We start from the raw sequence: 20,366 nt of genomic DNA on the forward strand, positions 1-20,366 counted from the left end.
ACTTACGTGTAGAATTTAATAGTTCAATAGCATAAATGCCACATAGGACTCAATATTGATTTAAAAAACTTGCCTATATGTATTCAGTTTTTTACGTAATTACACGGTGACACTACATATTAGATTGTACTATTAATAAGATATATATCTCCTAGATTATCGAGAACAAGATTAACAGACAAAAGTCACTAGCAATTTAGGCTAAAAGTATCAGCATTAAAAATAGGACTAAACTGCCGATAAAATTATTTTTGCTAAATGAGTCAAAAGTATCTAGATTAACGCATAAGTGCCCCTTGGCAACGAGAAACTATATTTAATCAATTTTCGTCTGGTCTGTTTAATAGAAAGTGCAAGGTAATATTCTGTGAGTCGAAAACTTAACTTTTTCTTAAAAAGGAAGTAATGGCAGCAGGCAGTAGAATATATCTTATCAAGAATAGAACTAATAGTTTCCTATACTCTTTTTTGAAAGATACCCCTTCCCTTGTAAGTAGTTTTGGATGTTAATCAAATAATTCACAAAGTTGTATAACTTACAATTTTGCTGTCAGAAGGTCTGAAGATAAAAATTTCAGCTTGCGAAAACTGCAAATTCTAGGCGCAACAGTCTAGCTCGATCTTATTTATAAAGCTATAAAACTTGAAATGATCGTGTTGCCTTAGCGGTGAAATGAAAGACAGAAACTAATTCAGAATTCCTATTTAAGAGGATGTTGGGGTGTGGTTAATTATCTAATTTTGCTCCTTCTTGGAGCTAGCGTTAAGAATTTGGAAGTACAGACTTTGCCTTTGATGAATGGGTTGGATATTAAACAGTACTAAGTATTGTGTAAGCGCTCATCCAAATCTAAAGTATGTAGATTCAGTTAAAGCGGTATAGTCTATCTTTTCAATGGTAAATCTTCGTTAGCCCCAATTCCAATTTTCAAGATTACCAGAAAGTAACGGGTATCTAAGATATCTAAAAAATGTGCTATAACGTACCGTCATAACCGGGGTTGATGGTTCGATATTTGAAGGAGCTATGAGGTGGAAAACAATAAGTCGTTTTTGTGGCCAGAAGGAATATTAATTGCACTGCTTGCTTTAGGTGGTGTTTTTAGCCTTGCTTTTATGATGCTTCTAAGGCCAAATGCTTCGGAAGCTCAGATTAGACAAAATATAGATATCAAAGATGTAGCTGCAAACGTAGGAACTCAGCAGCGCATTGAGAAATTAAAAGCAGCAATGCTTACAAGTTGGCAACAAGAAGCACAAACAAAGGGTTTAGCCTATGCTGTGCCGACACGTTTTCAAGGAGCCATAATTGAAGAGGCAAAACTTACTCAGGGTCAAAAAGTGATTGCTCTAACTTTTGATGATGGCCCTTGGCCTGAAACTACAGAGCAAGTATTAGATATTCTGAAATCAAATAATATCAAAGGAACGTTTTTTGTTGTTGGGCAGAATCTAAAAAATTTTCCAGAAATAGGAAAGAAAATTGTAACTCAAGGTCACGTCATTGCTAACCATACTTGGCATCACTGGTATCACTTCTTTAATCAAGAAGCGGCAGCTTATGAAATTGACCGCACAACAGACCTAATTTATCAAATTACAGGTGCTAAAACAAATCTGTTCCGACCGCCTGGTGGTATGCTGCACAATGGATTATCTGCTTATGCGAAAGGACAGAAGTATGCTGTAATCATGTGGTCGGCTGACTCCACAGACTACAAATTACCACCTGTACCAAAGTTGATCGATAACGTAATTAAAGATTCCAAACCTGGTGGTATTGTACTAATGCATGATGGTGGTGGAAACCGTTCAAGAACTGTACAAGCTTTACCAGAAATTATTAGCAATTTTAGAAAACAAGGCTATCGCTTTGTGACTATTCCAGAACTTTTAGAAATGGAAGATGCAGATAAAAAGCTGCTTGCTAAGAAAAAGTAATAATTATTAATTATAGTTAATCAATTAATACTAATTGGCTAAAAACTAAAATTCATTATCATGAATAATTGAGATATGTGGGAACGAGACGATATAACATTATCAATACTTCCCACAATATTTTTTGGATCACCTTTTCCTGAACCACCAAGCAATCGAGAGTCATTAATACTTCTCGCAATAATATTTGGGCTACCTTTTTTTGGAGGAGCATTTGCTGGAATAGCTACTCTACTTATCACAAGGAAAACCAATTTTTTCATTGAAATATTTAGACTATTAATTGGTGCTATCGGAGGGTATGAAGGTCTATTAATCGGGTTTATTATTCTTAATAAAGATTCATTTAAAAATCAAAACGAAATACTTAAATTAATTATTGATTTTCATTATGCAATACTTAAAGTAATTATTAATTTTCCTCAAATTGATTTGAGATTATTAATTCTGGGTATGTTAGGGGCAATAGGTGCAAGTATAGCTATATTTATGATGAGAAAGGTCTTTCGCTGGGGTTCATAAATTCCTAAACTATAAATGTAGGACTCATATTTGATTTTTGAAATATACGTAGGGTGCATTAGCCTTTGGCGTAACGCACCACTTCAGATTCTAGGTGCGTTACGCTACGCGATAACTTAGATTTTTTCAAAAATCAAATCGGATTCCTATAGAGGCTTTCTCTTGTCATTTTGTTATAGAAGTATTCCTTTTTAGATTATTATTTGGGATGTTCGACGGAGCTATTACAGGAGTGTTTTTAATTAAAATTATCAAGCACAACAATAGGTCAATATAGCGGTTATCGGTTGAATGAGGTAGAAAAACCCCACCCCCGACCCCCTCCCCGCAAGCGAAGAGGGGACTATGATGTACCTCATCTGATTATGTCTAATGACTAGTCACTAAACTGAACTCAGTTGTTTTTTCAGGAGTAGCTTCGGGACTATCAGCTTCAGAAGGTGGAACCAACTGCCAGAATTTAGGTAAAAATTCTTGCCAGTTTTGCAGAATTTTCTTCGCCTTTGGTGAACCAGTGCGTTCTGCATGAGTTTGGATTAACTCTTGCAGTTGTTTTGCACCTACTTCCGAAATTACCCGTTGGATTTTGACAATTTCCGGGTTGACTAACTCACGAAATGAGTCATCTTCATCTAAGAAGTATGCCAGTCCACCAGTCATTCCAGCAGCAACGTTGCGTCCTACTTTGCCGAGGACGACGATCGCACCACCAGTCATGTATTCGCAGCAGTGATCCCCAGCGCCTTCAATCACTGCTATGCCTTTGGAGTTTCTCACAGCAAATCGCTCTCCGGCTAGACCGTTGGCAAATAACACGCCACCAGTCGCACCATAAAGGCAGGTATTGCCAACTATGACGTTTTGTGATGCGTTATAGGTAGCATCAGTTGGAGGTTTGATGATGATTTCACCACCATGCATCCCTTTACCTACATAGTCGTTTGCCTCTCCTTCCAGAGTCAGAATTATGCCGGGAAGGTTGAATGCACCAAAGCTTTGCCCTACGCTACCTGTGAAGTTGAGATTAATTTGCCCTTCAAAGTCACTGTCACCGTATTGAGAAGCGATCGCACCCGCTAATCTTGTACCTACTGTTCTGTCAGTATTGACAATAGGATAAGTCTTGGTAACGGTAGACTGATCCCTAATGGCAGTCTGAATGTCGGGATCGGCAAGGAACTTGTCATCCAAAACCACGCCGTTGCTATGGACTTCTTCATGTACTAACCAGCTACGATTGTCTCTGGTATCTGGCAGATTAAGTAAACAGTCTAGGTTGAGCGATCGCGTTTTGGTAAGTTTTGCCTCCTTGCGCAGTTTCAACAAATCTGCACGTCCAATTATTTCTGATAAAGAACGGTAGCCAAGTAGTGCTAACAAACTCCGCACTTCTTCGGCGATGAAGTAGAAGAAGTTAACAACCTTTTCTGGTATTCCGGTAAACCGTTTACGGAGTTCTTCTTGCTGAGTAGCAACACCCACAGGGCAGGTATTCTTATGGCAAACTCGCGCCATGATACAGCCTTCAGCAATCATGGCGATGGAACCGAAACCGAATTCTTCAGCACCCATCAATGCACCTATTACCACATCCCAGCCACTCTTGAGTCCGCCATCTACACGTAAAATCACGCGATCGCGCAAACTATTTTCCATCAAAACCCGATGCACTTCGCTTAAACCTAATTCCCACGGTGAACCAGCGTGTTTAATCGAACTAAGCGGAGATGCACCTGTACCACCATCATGTCCAGAAATTTGGATAATATCAGCGTTTGCTTTGGCGACACCAGCCGCGATCGTGCCAATGCCAACTTCTGAAACTAGCTTCACCGATACCTTTGCTTTGGGATTAATTTGGTGCAGATCGAAAATCAGTTGCGCTAGGTCTTCAATTGAATAGATATCGTGGTGCGGTGGTGGTGAAATCAGCGTTACACCTGGCTTCGAGCGCCTTAACATCGCAATGTATTGGCTCACCTTTGGCCCTGGCAGTTGTCCACCTTCCCCAGGCTTGGCACCTTGGGCAATTTTGATTTCAATTTGTTGGGCGTTGACTAGGTACGCTGGCGTGACACCAAAGCGTCCCGATGCAACTTGTTTAATGGCACTATAGGCTTTATCCCCATTCCGCAATCCTTTTAAATGAGGTAGGGTTGGCGAGTGACCAGACTCGTCTACATCATCTAAAACTTTATAGCGCACTGAGTCTTCGCCGCCTTCCCCAGAGTTAGATTTACCGCCGATGCGATTCATGGCGATCGCTAAAGTTTCATGGGCTTCTCTTGACAAAGCGCCTAAAGACATGCCCCCGGTGCAGAAACGTTTGACAATTTCAGCTACCGACTCTACTTCTTCTAGAGGAATTGAAGTGCAGTCGCCTTGGAAGTCTAGCAAGTCTCGCAATGCCGTTACTGGTCTGCCTTGGAGATGCTTTTTGTAAACTTCGTAATGGTCGTAGTTTTTGCCATCTAGAGCCTTATGCAGCGCCTTAACCATTTCGGGGCTATTCATGTGGTACTCGCCACCAGGACGGTATTGCACAAAGCCCAGGTTTTCTAACTTCTTGGTCGTCAGTTCTGAGAAAGCTTTGACGTGGAAGGAAAGCACTTCATCAGCGAGTTCGCTAACACTTAAACCACCGATGCGGGAAGTCGTACCACGAAATCCTAGTTCAATTAAATCTCCACCGAGACCAATAGCTTCAAAGATTTGGGCTGCTTGATAACTGGAAAGCAGAGAAATTCCCATCTTGGAGAGAATTTTCAGCAAACCTGACTCTACTGCTTTGCGATAGTTTCCTAAAGCTTCTTCTACGTTGAGGGTTGGAAGTTTTTTCACCTCCATTAACTTTTGGGTTTTGGGATCAACGCACCAATCACGAACTGTATCCAAAGCCATATATGGACAAACTGCGCCAGCACCATAGCCAATCAGACAAGCAAAGTGATGAGTACTCCAGCATTGGGCAGTATTGACAATCAGGGATGTTTTCATCCGCAACCCTTCCCGAATCAGGTGATGATGTACAGCACCCACTGCTAATAGGGGAGGAATGTATGTATCTTCTGGGCTGATACCATCATTTCCCTTATCGCTTAAGATTAAAATCTTTGCACCTGCCCGGACTGATTCAGCTGCTTGTGCTTGTAAAGATTGGACTGCGGCTTTTAATCCTTCAGGGCCAGTGGCGATCGCAAATAGAGTTGACAACTCAGCTGTCGCAAATCCCGACAGCTTAATTGCTTCTAATTCACCATCTGTTAACACTGGCGATTCAAGTTTCAATCTCCGAGCATATTCTGCTTTGGGTTCTAATAAGTTACCCCGTTCACCCAATTCGACTTTCAAAGACATCACTAACTTTTCCCGCAGGGGATCAATCGCCGGGTTCGTCACCTGAGCAAAGCGCTGTTTGAAATAATCATAAAGCAGGTGGGGTTTTGTTGACAGCACCGCTAAAGGAATATCATCCCCCATGCAGAAAGTCGGCTCTGAACCTGCCTTCGCCATTTCATGAATCACCATTTCTACATCTTCTGTGGTGTAGCCAAAGGCAGTTTGAAGTTGCAGCAAGGTTTGCTTGTCACTTGTCATTTGTCCTTTGCCATTACCATTTGCTAATGACGGATGACCAATAACTAATGACTTTAATTCTTGACGATATTCTTGCAGCCATTCTCCATAAGGATGCTGCTTGGCAATGCGCTGCTTAATCTCCCAATTCTTTAACACTTCATGGTTGACTAAATCCACGGCAATCATTTGCCCAGGGCCAAGTCTACCTTTCTCGACAATATCGGCTTCTGGAAAGTTCACTACACCAGCTTCGGAAGCGACAACGATGTAGTCATCTTTGGTAATTACATAACGAGCTGGTCTTAAACCATTACGATCTAGTGTTGCACCAACTTTTTTGCCATCGCTGAATACTAAAAGGGCTGGCCCGTCCCACGCTTCTTGCAAACCACTGTAATATTCGTAGAAATCAACAATTTCTGGGAAGTCATTTAAAGAAGGTTGATTTTGGTAAGCCTCTGGAACCATAATCATTAAAGCTTCCAAGGGGGTGCGTCCAGAACACACCAGTAATTCGAGTACGTTATCTAGGGTTGCGGAGTCGCTGTTATCAATATGAACTAAAGGTTTCAGTTCCTTGATGCGATCGCCCCATACAGGATGATTCAGGCTAGCTTCTCGTGCCATCATCCAGTTGATGTTACCCAACAAGGTATTGATTTCGCCGTTGTGACCCAAAAGCCGCATCGGTTGAGCTAAAGGCCACTTCGGCATTGTGTTGGTGCTAAAGCGGCGGTGATACACAGCAAAGGCGCTTTTGTAAACCGGATTTTTTAAATCTTGATAAAATTCTCCCAATACGGCAGAACGCACCATGCCTTTGTAAACAATTGTCCGGCTTGACAAAGAGCAGATATAAAATTCTTCTGAGATATTGGTTGCAACTTTACTAATTCGGCGGCGGGTAATATACAACTGTCGTTCTAATTCATCGCCACTTTTGTCAATAGAAGCTAACAAAACTTGTTCAATCTGGGGTTGATTTTCTCTTGCTTGTACACCAAGTAAATCAGATTGCACTGGCACTACTCGCCAGCCCACTACAATCAATTTTTCTTCAGTTGCTACTTGCTCAACAGCCATCCTAGCTTTTTGTGCTGCTTCCTGGTCTTGTGGTAGAAATATCATCCCCACAGCCATATTATTGATGGATGGAAATTCCTTTCCCCTTTTGGCAAAGTCTTGTTGGAACAAATCCCAAGGGATAGCTGTCAATACTCCAGCACCATCACCAGAGTCTCGATCGGCGCTACAACCTCCCCGGTGTTCTAAGCAGGTTAAAGCAGCTAAGGCTTTTTCTAGAATTTCGTGGCTGGTATGATTCTGACGATGAGCAATAAAACCGACACCACAGGCATCTCGTTCTTCTACTAACCACTTTTGCCCCTGATAGGTGTCTCTTGAGTTGATATTTGCTGTGATTTTCTGCTCTTGATTCATTGGTTGATTATTCATACCCTGTTCCTGAAGTATTGAGTTACCAATTTTGCCACTACTTACGGAAAAAATTTATAAATTCCGCGATGGAGAAATAATATACAAGCACCGAAATTTAGGGAAAAAAAATTTTAACTTCGGTTTTACTTTCTTAGTTCCCCCGTGTTAAAATAGTTGCGTATTGTTTATGTATTTATGCGGTATTAAACAACTTACATCTGCCAAGACATGATTTTTGCCCTGACAGTTTCTTTTTTATATTGTGAAGGTAAGTATTTTATCAATTCCCTTTTTCCAGATGCACGGTAGCTTCTCACTGAGCCGAAATAAGCTCATATAAAATAAAACTTAACGCTGTCCTATGTTTTAAAGCCAAATTCATCCCGATCTAGCAATAAAATCAGCGTATTACAATATATACCCATTTGACAATTCCCAAATATTTTTGTTGTTGTCTGGAGTTCTGCTGCTTACTGTTGCTATATATTACTATTAATTAGACCTAACTGAAGCAGCAAGGTTCAGTTAGGATTAAATATCTTAATCCAGTTTTGATCGCCAAGGCTACCGTGTATAGTGTGGTTATCGTTAGTGCCAGTTAAAACATTTAATTGCAGCGGCTTTAGTGTCTAAATTTATTTGTATTTAAAAGATATAACTAGCCAGCTTATATATTACCATCTTTTTTAACAAATAAAGTCATATTTTCTTTATATTTCCCAATAATTAGTTAGTTTATACCTTGGGGTGATAGTTTTCATTCATTACCTAGTAAATTATGGTAAAAATGCCGAGTTGTTGCCAATCAGCGATTAGCGATGGCTGCGCCCGCCGCAGCCATCGCAGATTTTTCCGGGCTACTGTATCACCAATACTTTTAACAGTACTCTGCTTAACGACTACTTGTGCTACCAACGCCCAGGAGTCGCCGGAAAACACCAAACCAATACTGCTCTCCCAGTTACCTACACCTGCTTTAACTGGTGTAGCATCCTCTGGTAATCAAATTTCCCTTAATGGTCGCACTCTAGCAGGAACTTGGTTACAGCAACCTGGGAAAGCTGGTCAGGTGACAACTCATCTTAGCGATGGGCCATTTAGGCAATTAATCGGAGTAAATTTCTTAAACAGTAGTAATTCAGCGAAGCAACCAATACAGTGGTTTTCGTCGGTGACAACACCACTGGTTTTAACCACCAGGCTATTAGGAGCATATCGCTATGTGGATATTACTAATTTTGCTCAAACATCTGGATGGCAAATCGAAGCCAATGGCAACGTTTTGGTGATCGCTACCCCAAAAGCACAAATCACAAATATTGTTCAGAGTCAGGAACCTCCATCCGCAACTGCGCCTTTGCAACAGGCTCGGATTCTTGTCAATTTAGATCGTCCAACTCCTTGGCAAGTCGCACAAGGAGGAGCGATCGCAAAACCACAAACTCCATCCGCCGATCCAGACACGCCAACTCTCAAACCCACCACACCGCCAAATCGAGAGTGGACAATTACCCTAGATGGAATAGCCGATCCCGTTTTAATAGAACGCTATACCCCTCAGCCACCAGCAGCGCCACCAACATTACTGCCAAACCTGCTCAAACAATTATTACCACTTACACCAACACAACCAATACCACCAGCCCCTGATCCACTGATTCAAAAAGTGGAGGTGGTGAAAAACCAAACAATTATTAGTTTGAGCGTTCCCTTTGGCTTATCGCCTCAAGTTAGCACTGTCGCTAACCCCAATCGCCTGATTATCGATATCCGACCCGATCCTTTAGAAGAACGAGATATTACCTGGGCTCCGGGATTGCGCTGGCGACAACATTATGTCAACTTAGGCACAGATCGCTTCCCAGTAGTCTGGTTAGAAGTGAATCCCCGTAAATTTGGGCTAACCCTGAAACCTATGTGGGCTAGTCCTGATGGACTTGTGGGTACTGCTCCCTTAATTCAAACAGCCCAACGTTACTTAGCAGTCGCTGGAATTAACGGTGGTTATTTTAACCGCAATAACAGATTGCCATTAGGTGCGATTCGCCGGGATAATCAATGGTTATCAGGCCCTATTCTTAACCGGGGTGCGATCGCTTGGAATGATTCAGGCCAATTTTACTTCGGTCGTCTCACCTTAGAAGAAACTTTAATCGCAGCAAATAACCAGCGCCTACCAATTCTGTTTCTTAATAGCGGCTATGTCCAGAGTGGCATTGCCCGTTACACCCCAGCTTGGGGAGCAACTTACACACCCCTAACGGATAACGAAATTATCCTAGTGGTACAAAAAGACCAAATTACTCAACAGTTACCAGGCGGCAAAGTTGGTGCGACGGCTGTTCCCATTCCCCAGGATGGCTACCTACTAACCTTACGCGCTAACGCTACTAGTGCTGCCTCCCAGCTACCTATTGGAAGCGCAGTCAGTATTTCCAGCACCACTGCTCCCACTGATTTTAGTCGTTATCCCCACATTATCGGAGCCGGGCCGCTATTAGTCCAAAATCGTCAAATTGTCCTTGATGCCAAAGCTGAAAAATTCAGCAATGCATTTATTGCAGAAAAGGCTATTCGTAGCGGTATTTGCACGACGGCAACAGGCACATTAATTATTACTGCCACACATAATCGTGTCGGCGGTTATGGCCCTAATTTGGCAGAACATGCCCAATTGATGCAACAGATGGGCTGTGTAGATGCCCTAAATTTGGATGGGGGAAGTTCTACCAGCCTTTACTTAGGAGGCGAACTACTTGACCGATCGCCTAGTACCGCCGCTCGTGTTCATAATGGAATTGGGATTTTCCTGAAACCACGATAATCAGGGAGACGAGGGGGACAAGGGGGAATTATTTAAGAAGTTTCTTTCCCAATGCCCAATCTTTTTTTAAAGTTTAGAACAAGCTGTCATTTTGCTTAATGAAGACTTAGTGTAGATACAAGAGTTTTAGTAGTGATGATTTACACCATAACGTTTGATTTTGCTATGTTTATCAAGGTGCGACAAATTTGCTGATTTTTAACGTTGCAAGATAGCGCCAGATTTTTTATCAATAGTTAAGAGTACAGACGGTTTGTTATGTCTTCAAATGAGGTAATTATGGCTCGATATCAAGAAACTACACAGACTGACACTCTACACCTACCTTCAACTATCACTTCCAGAGGCATTGCTGCAACTGAGTTACGTCCTTGGGGTGCTTTTACAGTTTTGGAAGAAGGGCGCGGATACAAAATAAAGCGCATCGAAGTTAAGCCCGGACACCGCCTCAGTTTACAAATGCACCACCACCGCAGCGAACATTGGATTGTCGTTTCTGGTACAGCTAGGGTAACTTGTGGTGAGAGAGAAGTACTACTGAGTAATAATGAGTCAACTTATGTACCCCAATGTACATCTCATCGTTTAGAGAATCCTGGTGTGATCCCCTTGGTGTTGATTGAAGTGCAAAATGGCGAATATTTGGGAGAGGACGACATTATCCGCTACCAGGATGACTATGCCCGTACTAAAGATTAATGCTCTAATCTAAAAACTGAATACATTTTGTGCAAACCATCTTTGCGAACCACCGCACCCCAGAAGTCCCTACCTAGTTAAGGTGGGGACTGAAGCTTATTGTGCTATAAATGTAGTAATAGCGATCGCGCTCATGGCTTTGATAATTTGGAATTTTCGAGAAGTAAGAGTTAACCCATCTATCTGTAAAATGAAGATGGGGTATTCAATTGCAAAAAACGAGTTCCATGATTCATCTGAGTCAAGCAGCCGCAAGTGAAATTGGGCGAATAAAGTCCAAGCAACAGCCAAATGCGTTGTTTCGATTGGCAGTAAAACCAGGTGGTTGTTCCGGTTTTTTTTATGATATGTCCTTCGATGAAGCAATAAAAGTTGGCGACCAAGTTTTCGACTTGGATGAGATGAAAGTAGTCATAGATGCTACAAGCTTAAATTACCTCAACGGGTTGAGGGTAGATTATTCAGAAGACTTAATGGGTGGTGGTTTTCGCTTCCACAATCCCCAGGCGATCGCAAGCTGTGGCTGTGGTAATTCCTTTTCCATAACTAATCAATAATTCTTAATTAGCGATCGTTTGCTAATAAATAAGGAAAAATGACAATTGACATAAAACACTAAAAAACGATATAATCAGGATTTGTTAAAACTTAGACATATAAGCAGCTTTACGCGCTGTAACTCATGCCAACAATACAGCAGCTAATACGCACTGAGCGCGAACAAGCGCGTCAGAAAACCAAGTCCCCGGCTCTGAAACAATGCCCTCAACGTCGGGGAGTTTGTACCAGAGTATACACGACCACACCAAAGAAGCCTAACTCCGCTCTACGGAAAGTAGCAAGAGTCAGACTTACCTCTGGATTTGAAGTCACAGCTTACATTCCAGGTATTGGTCACAACTTACAAGAACATTCAGTTGTGATGATTCGTGGCGGTCGGGTTAAGGATCTACCAGGCGTGAGATACCACATTATTCGTGGCACCCTAGATACAGCCGGAGTTAAAGACCGTAAACAAGGGCGTTCCAAGTATGGAACCAAGCGTCCGAAAGTAGCGAAAAAATAGGATTAGACGATTAATCGCACCCAACACGGTTAATCGTCTACCTGAGAAACGCTCAAGGACAAAAAAACTATCAGGGTCTGTGTTCTAACAGCAGTTATGAAAGCTGCTCAAGTTTAAAAAAAATCAAGCAAGCTACACCTACACTGAGCGAGCAAGTGTAGAAGTTCTGAGGAGAAAGTTGTAACCCACAGCAGAATCTAATCTGAACATTAAGATTTAGAATCTTTTTGCCTTGAGTATTTAGTTGCAGGTAGCAAGTCAATGAATTTTAGATTTTAGATTTGCAATCTTGGATTGGTCGAACCCACAAGGGGATGAGACTTACAGACTTTTGATTTTTTCCAATCCTTGTGGTCGGAACGTCTACCAAAAACTCTAATCCAAAATTGGCAGTCAATAGGTCAGCCTTGCTGCAACAGTCGAAAACAAAGTTGAAAAAGTCTGAGGGTTGGGTTCCACAGCTTTTAGTTTCCGGTGTCTGATAGCATATAATTTCGTTGCCAAATTCCGAATTAAAGGTGAAGTATGTCTCGTCGTGGTGTTATTCAAAGGCGCCCAGTCCCGTCTGACTCCGTATATAACAGTCGCCTTGTGAGCATGATTATCAGACGGATCATGCGTCATGGCAAAAAATCACTTGCCGCCCGAATTGTTTATGAAGCATTGAAAACTATCGAGGAACGCACTGGTAACGGTGCTTTAGAAACCTTTGAAAGAGCAGTGCGAAATGCCACACCTCTAGTAGAAGTAAAAGCTCGACGAGTAGGTGGAGCAACCTACCAAGTACCAATGGAAGTGCGTACAGAACGGGGTACTACCCTAGCACTGCGTTGGTTAGTGCAATATTCCCGGTCTAGACCAGGGCGGACAATGGCAAGCAAATTGGCAAATGAGTTAATGGATGCTGCCAACGAAACAGGCAATGCAATTCGGAAACGCGAAGAAACGCACCGGATGGCGGAAGCTAACAAAGCATTTGCCCACTATCGTTATTAAGTAGAAAAGCGATATATCGCCTTGCCGAAGTGGTATATCGTGGATTTACAAAAAGCAGACGGGTTTCCGTAAAAGTATAGAATCTTAACAAAGAGTAATATACAAGATATCATGAGGCAAAAACTATAGGAGGTAGCTGTGGCACGCACGATCCCGCTAGACAAAGTACGCAACATTGGTATTGCGGCGCATATAGATGCGGGCAAAACAACAACAACAGAGAGAATATTATTTTACTCTGGGATAATTCATAAAATTGGCGAAGTTCATGAAGGAACTGCCGTCACAGACTGGATGGAGCAAGAGCGGGAGCGGGGAATTACCATTACTGCGGCTGCTATCAGTACCAGCTGGAAAGATCATCAAATTAACATTATCGATACTCCGGGTCACGTAGACTTCACAATTGAAGTTGAGCGTTCCATGCGCGTTTTAGATGGCGTAATCGCAGTATTTTGTTCTGTGGGCGGCGTGCAACCGCAGTCTGAGACAGTGTGGCGACAAGCAGAGCGCTACAAAGTTCCTCGGATCGCCTTTATCAACAAGATGGATCGCACCGGAGCGAACTTTTATAAAGTTCACGAGCAAATTCGCGATCGCTTGCGGGCGAATGCGATCGCCATTCAACTACCAATTGGTAGTGAAAACGACTTCCAAGGGATCGTTGACCTAGTAGGGCAACGGGCGTACATTTACGCCAACGACCAAGGAACCGATATCCAGGAAACTGATATACCGGAAGAATTGCAAGCGCAAGTAGACGAATTCCGCACCAAGCTCATAGAAGCCGCAGCAGAAACTGATGATGCTCTAATGGCTAAGTACTTCGAGGGCGAAGAACTTACAGAACAGGAAGTTAAGACTGCCCTGCGGAAAGGCACAATTGCGGGGACGATTGTACCAGTACTTTGTGGTTCGGCATTCAAAAACAAAGGCGTGCAGTTGATGCTCGATGCCGTTGTAGATTACCTACCAGCGCCAAGTGAAGTACCACCCATTCAAGGCTTACTGCCCAATGGCGATACTGTTGAGCGCCGGGCTGATGACAACGAACCCCTAGCAGCTCTGGCATTCAAGATTATGGCTGACCCTTACGGTCGCCTAACATTTGTTCGTGTTTATTCTGGTGTCCTGAAAAAGGGCAGCTACGTTCTCAACGCTAGTAAGAATAAAAAAGAACGGATTTCCCGCTTAGTTCTCATGAAGGCAGACGATCGGCAAGATGTCGATGAACTGCGAGCGGGTGATTTGGGAGCGGCTCTGGGATTGAAAGACACCTTGACAGGTGATACCCTCTGTGATGATGGATCGCCAGTAATTCTGGAATCCCTATTCATTCCTGAGCCTGTGATCTCGGTAGCGGTTGAACCCAAAACCAAGAACGACATGGACAAGTTGTCCAAAGCTCTGCAATCTCTCTCAGAAGAAGACCCCACCTTCCGCGTCCGCGTCGATCCCGAAACAAACCAAACCGTGATCGCCGGGATGGGAGAGCTACACCTAGAAATTCTAGTAGACCGGATGTTACGAGAATTCAAGGTGGAAGCGAATGTAGGTGCGCCACAAGTAGCTTACCGAGAAACAATTCGGAAAGCTGTGAATAAAGTTGAGGGCAAATTCATTCGCCAAAGTGGTGGTAAAGGTCAATACGGTCACGTTGTGATCAATTTGGAGCCTGGAGAACCCGGTACTGGCTTTGAATTCGTTTCCAAAATTGCCGGCGGTACAGTACCTAAAGAGTACGTTGGCCCCGCAGAACAAGGAATGAAAGAAAGCTGCGAATCCGGTGTTCTAGCTGGATATCCGTTGATTGACGTTAAAGCAACGCTAATTGATGGGTCATACCACGATGTAGACTCTTCAGAAATGGCTTTCAAAATCGCTGGCTCAATGGCGATGAAAGAGGCTGTGCTGAAAGCTTCACCTGTCATCTTAGAACCTATGATGAAAGTTGAGGTTGAAGTTCCTGAAGACTATATGGGTAACGTTATTGGCGACCTCAACACCCGCCGAGGGCAGATTGAAAGCCAAAGCACCGAAAAGGGACTCGCTAAGGTAACATCAAAAGTTCCACTGGCGAGCATGTTTGGCTACGCCACTGATATCCGGTCAAAAACGCAAGGTCGGGGTACCTTCACGATGGAGTTCAGCCACTACGAAGAGGTTCCTCGCAGCGTAGCTGAAACTATCATTGCAAAAAGCAAAGGGAACGCTTAGTTAAAATAAGGAAATGAGTATTCATGGCACGCGCAAAGTTTGAAAGGAATAAACCCCACCTCAATATCGGTACCATTGGCCACGTTGACCACGGTAAAACCACGTTAACAGCAGCCATCACTATGACCTTGGCAGCTCTTGGTCAAGCTACAGCTAAAGGCTACGACCAAATCGATAACGCGCCAGAAGAAAAAGCACGGGGTATTACCATCAATACCGCTCACGTTGAGTATGAAACCGAAAATCGGCACTATGCTCACGTAGACTGTCCAGGCCACGCTGACTATGTGAAGAACATGATCACCGGCGCTGCTCAGATGGATGGAGGTATCCTCGTAGTGGCTGCAACTGATGGCCCTATGCCCCAAACTCGCGAACACATTCTGTTAGCAAAACAGGTGGGCGTTCCCAGTCTGGTTGTATTCTTGAACAAAGAAGACTTGATGGATGACCCAGAACTCTTGGAACTAGTAGAACTAGAACTGAGAGAACTGTTAAGTAGCTATGACTTCCCTGGCGATGATATCCCCATTGTCAAAGGTTCTGGTCTACAAGCTCTCGAAGCAATGACCAAGAATCCTAAGACCAAAAAAGGTGAAAATCCTTGGGTAGATAAAATTTACGAATTGATGGATGCTGTGGATTCCTTTATCCCCACTCCTGAGCGGGATGTTGATAAGCCCTTCTTGATGGCAGTAGAAGACGTGTTCACCATCACAGGTCGGGGTACTGTGGCTACTGGACGGATTGAACGCGGTAAAGTTAAGGTTGGCGATACTGTCGAGCTAATTGGTCTGAAAGACACTCGGACTACCGCCGTCACCGGAATTGAAATGTTCAAGAAGAGCCTCGAAGAAGGTCTGGCTGGAGATAACGCCGGCGTACTACTGCGTGGTCTTAAAAAAGAAGACATCGAGCGCGGTATGGTAATAGCCAAACCAGGTTCAATTACACCTCACACCCAATTTGAAGGTGAAGTGTACGTCCTAACAGAAAAAGAAGGTGGTCGTAAGACTCCATTTTTCGCCGGCTACCGCCCCCAGTTCTATGTACGGACAACCGATGTAACTGGTACTATCAAAGCCTATACCTCCGATGAAGGCAAAGAAGTAGAAATGGTGATGCCAGGCGATCGCATTAAGATGACAGTAGAATTGATCAACGCGATCGCTATTGAACAAGGAATGCGCTTCGCTATCCGCGAAGGTGGACGTACCATCGGTGCTGGTGTCGTCTCGAAAATTATCAAATAGCACCTTTTGGCTCATAACAAAGGAGCAGAGATGGTATAATTCCTCTCTGCTCCTTTCTCTTCCCTCTATAAATAAGGTAATAGGTTGCAGAGGACAGGTAATAGTTTTCTGTAACCTTTACCCTGTAACCTTTAACCTGTAAATAATCCCCTAATTACGCAGAACCTGGAAAATTAAAGATGGCAACTCTACAGCAGCAGAAAATTAGAATTCGCTTACAAGCCTTTGACAGGCGCTTATTAGATACATCTTGCGAGAAGATTGTAGACACAGCTAACCGCACCAACGCTACAGCTATAGGCCCAATTCCTTTACCCACAAAACGCCGGATCTATTGTGTGCTGCGATCGCCTCACGTAGATAAAGATTCACGGGAACACTTTGAAACCCGTACTCATCGCCGGATTATTGACATTTACCAGCCTTCTTCTAAGACTATAGATGCCTTGATGAAATTGGATCTACCATCGGGTGTAGATATTGAAGTCAAGCTTTAATTTAATTTAGTCATTAGTCATTGGTCATTTGTCATTAGCAAAGGACAAATGACGGAGGACAAAAGACAAATGACATCAGTATAAATATTTGCATAGCCCTGAAGAAATATATCTCAGGGCTTTTATTTAGCTAGGAAACAAATGATAGAATATAGACAAAATACGGGAAAATCAGAGAAAAATAAATTTTAAAGATTAAGTTTATACCAAGGTAACAATGACATCATCTTCTAAAATTGCAGTTCGTGAACTACCTCTGTTCCCGTTACCCGAAGTAGTTCTGTTTCCTACTAGACCATTGCCTCTACACATCTTTGAATTTCGCTACCGAATCATGATGAACACGATTTTGGAGAGCGATCGCAGATTCGGTGTTTTGATGTTCGATCCAGTCAAAGGTACAATTGCAAACACTGGCTGCTGTGCGGAAATCGTTCATCACCAAAGGCTGCCAGACGATCGGATCAAGATGTTGACTTTGGGGCAGCAAAGATTTCGTGTATTAGAGTATGTTCGTGAAAAGCCATATCGTGTTGGCTTAGTTGAGTGGATTGAAGACCAAGCACCAACTAAAGATTTGCATCCTTTATCAACTGAGGTAGAACAACTACTACGAGATGTTGTACGCCTATCAGGTAAATTAACCGAACAAAATATCGAACTGCCAGAAGATTTGCCCGATCTACCAACAGAACTATCTTATTGGGTGGCTAGTAATCTTTATGGTGTGGCCGCAGAGCAACAGTTATTGCTAGAAATGCAAGATACTGCAACTCGTCTAGAGCGAGAAGCAGAAATTTTAACTTCTACTCGTAATCACTTAGCTGCTCGATCTGTTCTCAAAGATACGTTTAATGAAAAGTGAGGAGTGAGGAGTTTAGGAGTTAGGAAAAATAAAAAATAATACAAGATTGACAACTTATAATTTATATTCCCTAACTGATAACTTCTAACTTCTCAGGAAAAAGCGTCGATCGGCAAAACATTGTAAGCGCCAAGAATTTTTAAAATCTCTGTGTGGATAGTTAATTCTGCTAAAGCAGATTGCATTTGTGCTTCATTGACATCTGCTTCTAAATCCATGAAAAACAAATATTCGCCTAGCGATCGCTTCGTCGGACGAGATTCGATTCGGCTGAGGTTAATTCCTCGTTGAGCAAAGATTTGCAAAGGTTTGACTAATGCTCCGGGTGTGTTGGCTGGCATACTAAAAGCCAGCGATGTGTGACTGGTAGTAACTTTTGATGTCTCGAATGAAGCGATCGCGTCACCCTGACTTACTACCCAAAAACGAGTACAGTTTTCTGGATAGTCATTAATACCAGTGGCAAGTATGGGTAGGTTGTAGAGTTGAGCGGCTCTACTAGAAGCGATCGCTGCTGTTGTTGTCTCTTGCTCTAATCGCTGTAGTGCCTCGGTTGTAGAATTGCTGATAATAATCTGTACAGTTGGGAGAAACCGCTCTAACCATCCCTGACATTGTGCCAAAGCTTGCGGGTGAGAATAAACAGTTTTAATTTTATCTAAGCTAGACGCACAAGAAATTAAGGTATGAACAATCGGTAATACTAAAGCTAACTGAATTTGCAAACTGTCTAGCTGCCACAGTGTATCCAGTGTTGTGGTAACACTCCCTTCAATAGAATTTTCTACTGGCACAACAGCTAGGTGATCTTTACCATCAGCAACGGCACGCAGTGATTGCGGGATGGTGGGATAGGGAGATAACGTAGCTTCAACTCCCGTACTTTTAGTCAACCAGTTGAGATAAAGAACAGATGCTTGTTCTGTGTAAGTGCCGGGAGGCCCTAAATGTGCGATCGATAGAGTCATGCCTTTAGCCTTGAGTTGCGAGTTTAATTGTGTAAACAAAGATTTTGATATTTTGGGTTGGGCAAATATATCCAACATTTACTCTTAGTAAAAACTGTTATCTCTAAAATTAGTAATGAGCGTACCAAATTTTTGCTAATGCTGTATAGCATCTGATAAGCAACGATAATTTTGTACTTTTCTAAGAATCAGATTTAAGTTGTTAAAAAATATTAAAATTAAGAGACAAATATTTTTATCCGCTCATGGCTACCCGGTTTACTGCCTCCCAATCGGTTGAAATCGCTGTTCCAGAGCAGCCTATTCCGATCCAGCACTACTTACGTCAGCCTCAACGTCTAGTTAGGGCTTTGGCTGACAACAGCCGGATTCAGCAGCTTTCTGAGGAAGTATTTCGCTTGAAAATGCGTCCGCTCACTTTTATGTCATTGAGTATTCAACCGACTGTAGATATGAGAGTTTGGGCCGAATCAAATGGAATAATTTATTTGCGATCGCTACGCTGTGAAATTCTGGGTTTCGAGTATATTAACCAGCGCTTTACTCTAAATTTAAAAGGGCATTTGTCTCCCAAAGAATTTAGTACTGGCACTCGCCTGGAAGGAAGGGCTGATTTAGAAGTGCTGGTAGATTTACCACCGCCATTTTCCTTTACTCCTAAGCCGATTTTAGAAGCTACTGGTAATGGTTTGCTCAAAAGCGTGTTGTTGTCGGTTAAGCAACGGTTATTAAATCAACTTTTGGCGGATTATCGCTATTGGGTAATATCACAAACTAAAGATAGAGGACTTGACAGTGACAGTACTGAATTGCCAATCCTGAATGCTGAGTAATTATTTAATCACTCAGCGTTCGGTACTTTGATTTGGCAAGGACGAAAAGACTGACGATGTAAGGGCGATGGCCCGTATTGTTGCAGAGCCAGCAAATGCTTTTGGCTACCATAACCCTTGTTACGCTCTAGGTTGTACATAGGGTATTTTAATGCTAGACGCAATATCAGATCGTCACGCCAAACCTTGGCAACAATACTAGCAGAGGCAATAACGAGCGATCGCTCGTCTCCCTTAACTATTGTTTGTTGTGGCAAGAGCAAGTCTTTGATTGACTGATTGCCATCAACCAAGCAGAGTACAGGCTGTACCTTTAACTTCAGTACAGCCCGCTTCATTGCTAATAGTGTCGCTTGCAAAATATTTATCTTGTCAATTTCGGCAGTAGAAGCAAACCCAATTTTCCAGTCTATAGCCAGCCCACAAATTTGCTGTGCTAGCTGAGTTCTCCGAGAACTAGACAACTTTTTACTGTCTTTAATTTTAGCTGCCATCAGTATTGGCAAAGCACGATCTGGTAGGATCACTGCTGCCGCCACCACTGGGCCAAATAGAGCGCCTCGCCCGACTTCATCAACACCTGCAACCAATCCTGGAATCCCCGACAAGGTAGAAAACTCCAGCCAATTGGATTGTTCCAAGGGCGTTGGCGATGTTTCTACCATAGAG

The 20,366-nt window shown here is 42.8% G+C and carries 15 protein-coding genes; 12 read left to right on the forward strand and 3 right to left on the reverse strand.

The features are described 5' to 3' along the window. Positions 1-1,032 precede the first annotated feature (1,032 nt). Both GTQ43_RS15860 and GTQ43_RS15865 read left to right on the forward strand, forming a co-directional pair. A complete protein-coding gene (locus GTQ43_RS15860) occupies positions 1,033-1,941 on the forward strand; it encodes a polysaccharide deacetylase family protein (RefSeq protein WP_265273548.1) in 909 nt (302 codons plus the stop codon). 75 nt (positions 1,942-2,016) lie between these two features. After that, on the forward strand, positions 2,017-2,463 hold the full coding sequence (locus tag GTQ43_RS15865; RefSeq protein WP_265273549.1) for a hypothetical protein: 447 nt from the start codon (positions 2,017-2,019) through the stop codon (positions 2,461-2,463). A 369-nt stretch (positions 2,464-2,832) separates the two neighbouring features. Here GTQ43_RS15865 and gltB read toward each other — a convergent pair whose 3' ends face one another. Continuing rightward, positions 2,833-7,497, reverse strand: a complete 4,665-nt coding sequence (gene gltB / locus GTQ43_RS15870) for a glutamate synthase large subunit (RefSeq protein ID WP_265273550.1) — start codon at positions 7,495-7,497, stop codon at positions 2,833-2,835. Between the two features lie 760 nt (positions 7,498-8,257). Between gltB and GTQ43_RS15875 the strand changes: the two genes are divergently transcribed. The 9 genes from GTQ43_RS15875 to GTQ43_RS15915 all read left to right on the forward strand — a co-directional run bounded on the left by GTQ43_RS15875 (position 8,258) and on the right by GTQ43_RS15915 (position 17,896). Continuing rightward, entirely contained in the window at positions 8,258-10,303 is a 2,046-nt protein-coding gene (locus GTQ43_RS15875; RefSeq protein WP_414859101.1) for a phosphodiester glycosidase family protein, read from the forward strand. A gap of 279 nt (positions 10,304-10,582) precedes the next feature. Continuing rightward, entirely contained in the window at positions 10,583-11,002 is a 420-nt protein-coding gene (locus GTQ43_RS15880) for a cupin domain-containing protein (protein WP_094344970.1), read from the forward strand. A 227-nt stretch (positions 11,003-11,229) separates the two neighbouring features. After that, the gene (locus tag GTQ43_RS15885; RefSeq protein ID WP_265273785.1) at positions 11,230-11,559 is read left to right on the forward strand and encodes a HesB/IscA family protein; all 330 of its coding nucleotides are present in this window, start codon (positions 11,230-11,232) and stop codon (positions 11,557-11,559) included. 125 nt (positions 11,560-11,684) lie between these two features. After that, entirely contained in the window at positions 11,685-12,068 is a 384-nt protein-coding gene (gene rpsL, locus GTQ43_RS15890; RefSeq protein WP_265273552.1) for a 30S ribosomal protein S12, read from the forward strand. Positions 12,069-12,593: 525 nt separating this feature from the next. Beyond that, a complete protein-coding gene (gene rpsG / locus GTQ43_RS15895; RefSeq protein ID WP_094331156.1) occupies positions 12,594-13,064 on the forward strand; it encodes a 30S ribosomal protein S7 in 471 nt (156 codons plus the stop codon). A 138-nt stretch (positions 13,065-13,202) separates the two neighbouring features. Further along, positions 13,203-15,281 carry an elongation factor G gene (gene fusA / locus GTQ43_RS15900; protein WP_265273553.1) on the forward strand — a complete coding sequence of 693 codons (2,079 nt, stop codon included), beginning with the start codon at positions 13,203-13,205 and terminating at the stop codon, positions 15,279-15,281. Between the two features lie 23 nt (positions 15,282-15,304). Then, entirely contained in the window at positions 15,305-16,534 is a 1,230-nt protein-coding gene (gene tuf / locus GTQ43_RS15905) for an elongation factor Tu (RefSeq protein WP_265273554.1), read from the forward strand. Positions 16,535-16,713: 179 nt separating this feature from the next. Then, entirely contained in the window at positions 16,714-17,031 is a 318-nt protein-coding gene (gene rpsJ, locus GTQ43_RS15910) for a 30S ribosomal protein S10 (protein ID WP_008232935.1), read from the forward strand. Between the two features lie 217 nt (positions 17,032-17,248). Then, positions 17,249-17,896: an LON peptidase substrate-binding domain-containing protein gene (locus GTQ43_RS15915; RefSeq protein WP_094344974.1), complete on the forward strand. Its 648-nt coding sequence runs from the start codon at positions 17,249-17,251 to the stop codon at positions 17,894-17,896. 92 nt (positions 17,897-17,988) lie between these two features. Here GTQ43_RS15915 and pheA read toward each other — a convergent pair whose 3' ends face one another. Beyond that, positions 17,989-18,864: a prephenate dehydratase gene (gene pheA / locus GTQ43_RS15920; protein WP_265273786.1), complete on the reverse strand. Its 876-nt coding sequence runs from the start codon at positions 18,862-18,864 to the stop codon at positions 17,989-17,991. Positions 18,865-19,109: 245 nt separating this feature from the next. Here pheA and GTQ43_RS15925 point away from each other — a divergent pair, with 245 nt between their 5' ends. Further along, complete coding sequence (locus tag GTQ43_RS15925; RefSeq protein WP_265273559.1) at positions 19,110-19,697, forward strand: DUF1997 domain-containing protein; 588 nt, start codon at positions 19,110-19,112, stop codon at positions 19,695-19,697. Between the two features lie 8 nt (positions 19,698-19,705). Here the strand turns inward: GTQ43_RS15925 and GTQ43_RS15930 are convergent, their stop codons facing one another. Then, positions 19,706-20,362 (reverse strand): ribonuclease HII, encoded by a 657-nt coding sequence (locus GTQ43_RS15930; RefSeq protein WP_265273560.1) that lies wholly within the window; start codon positions 20,360-20,362, stop codon positions 19,706-19,708. Between the last annotated feature and the right edge of the window lie 4 nt (positions 20,363-20,366).

Origin of the sequence: Nostoc sp. KVJ3, assembly GCF_026127265.1 — a bacterium.
In the GTDB taxonomy this organism is placed as follows: domain Bacteria; phylum Cyanobacteriota; class Cyanobacteriia; order Cyanobacteriales; family Nostocaceae; genus Nostoc.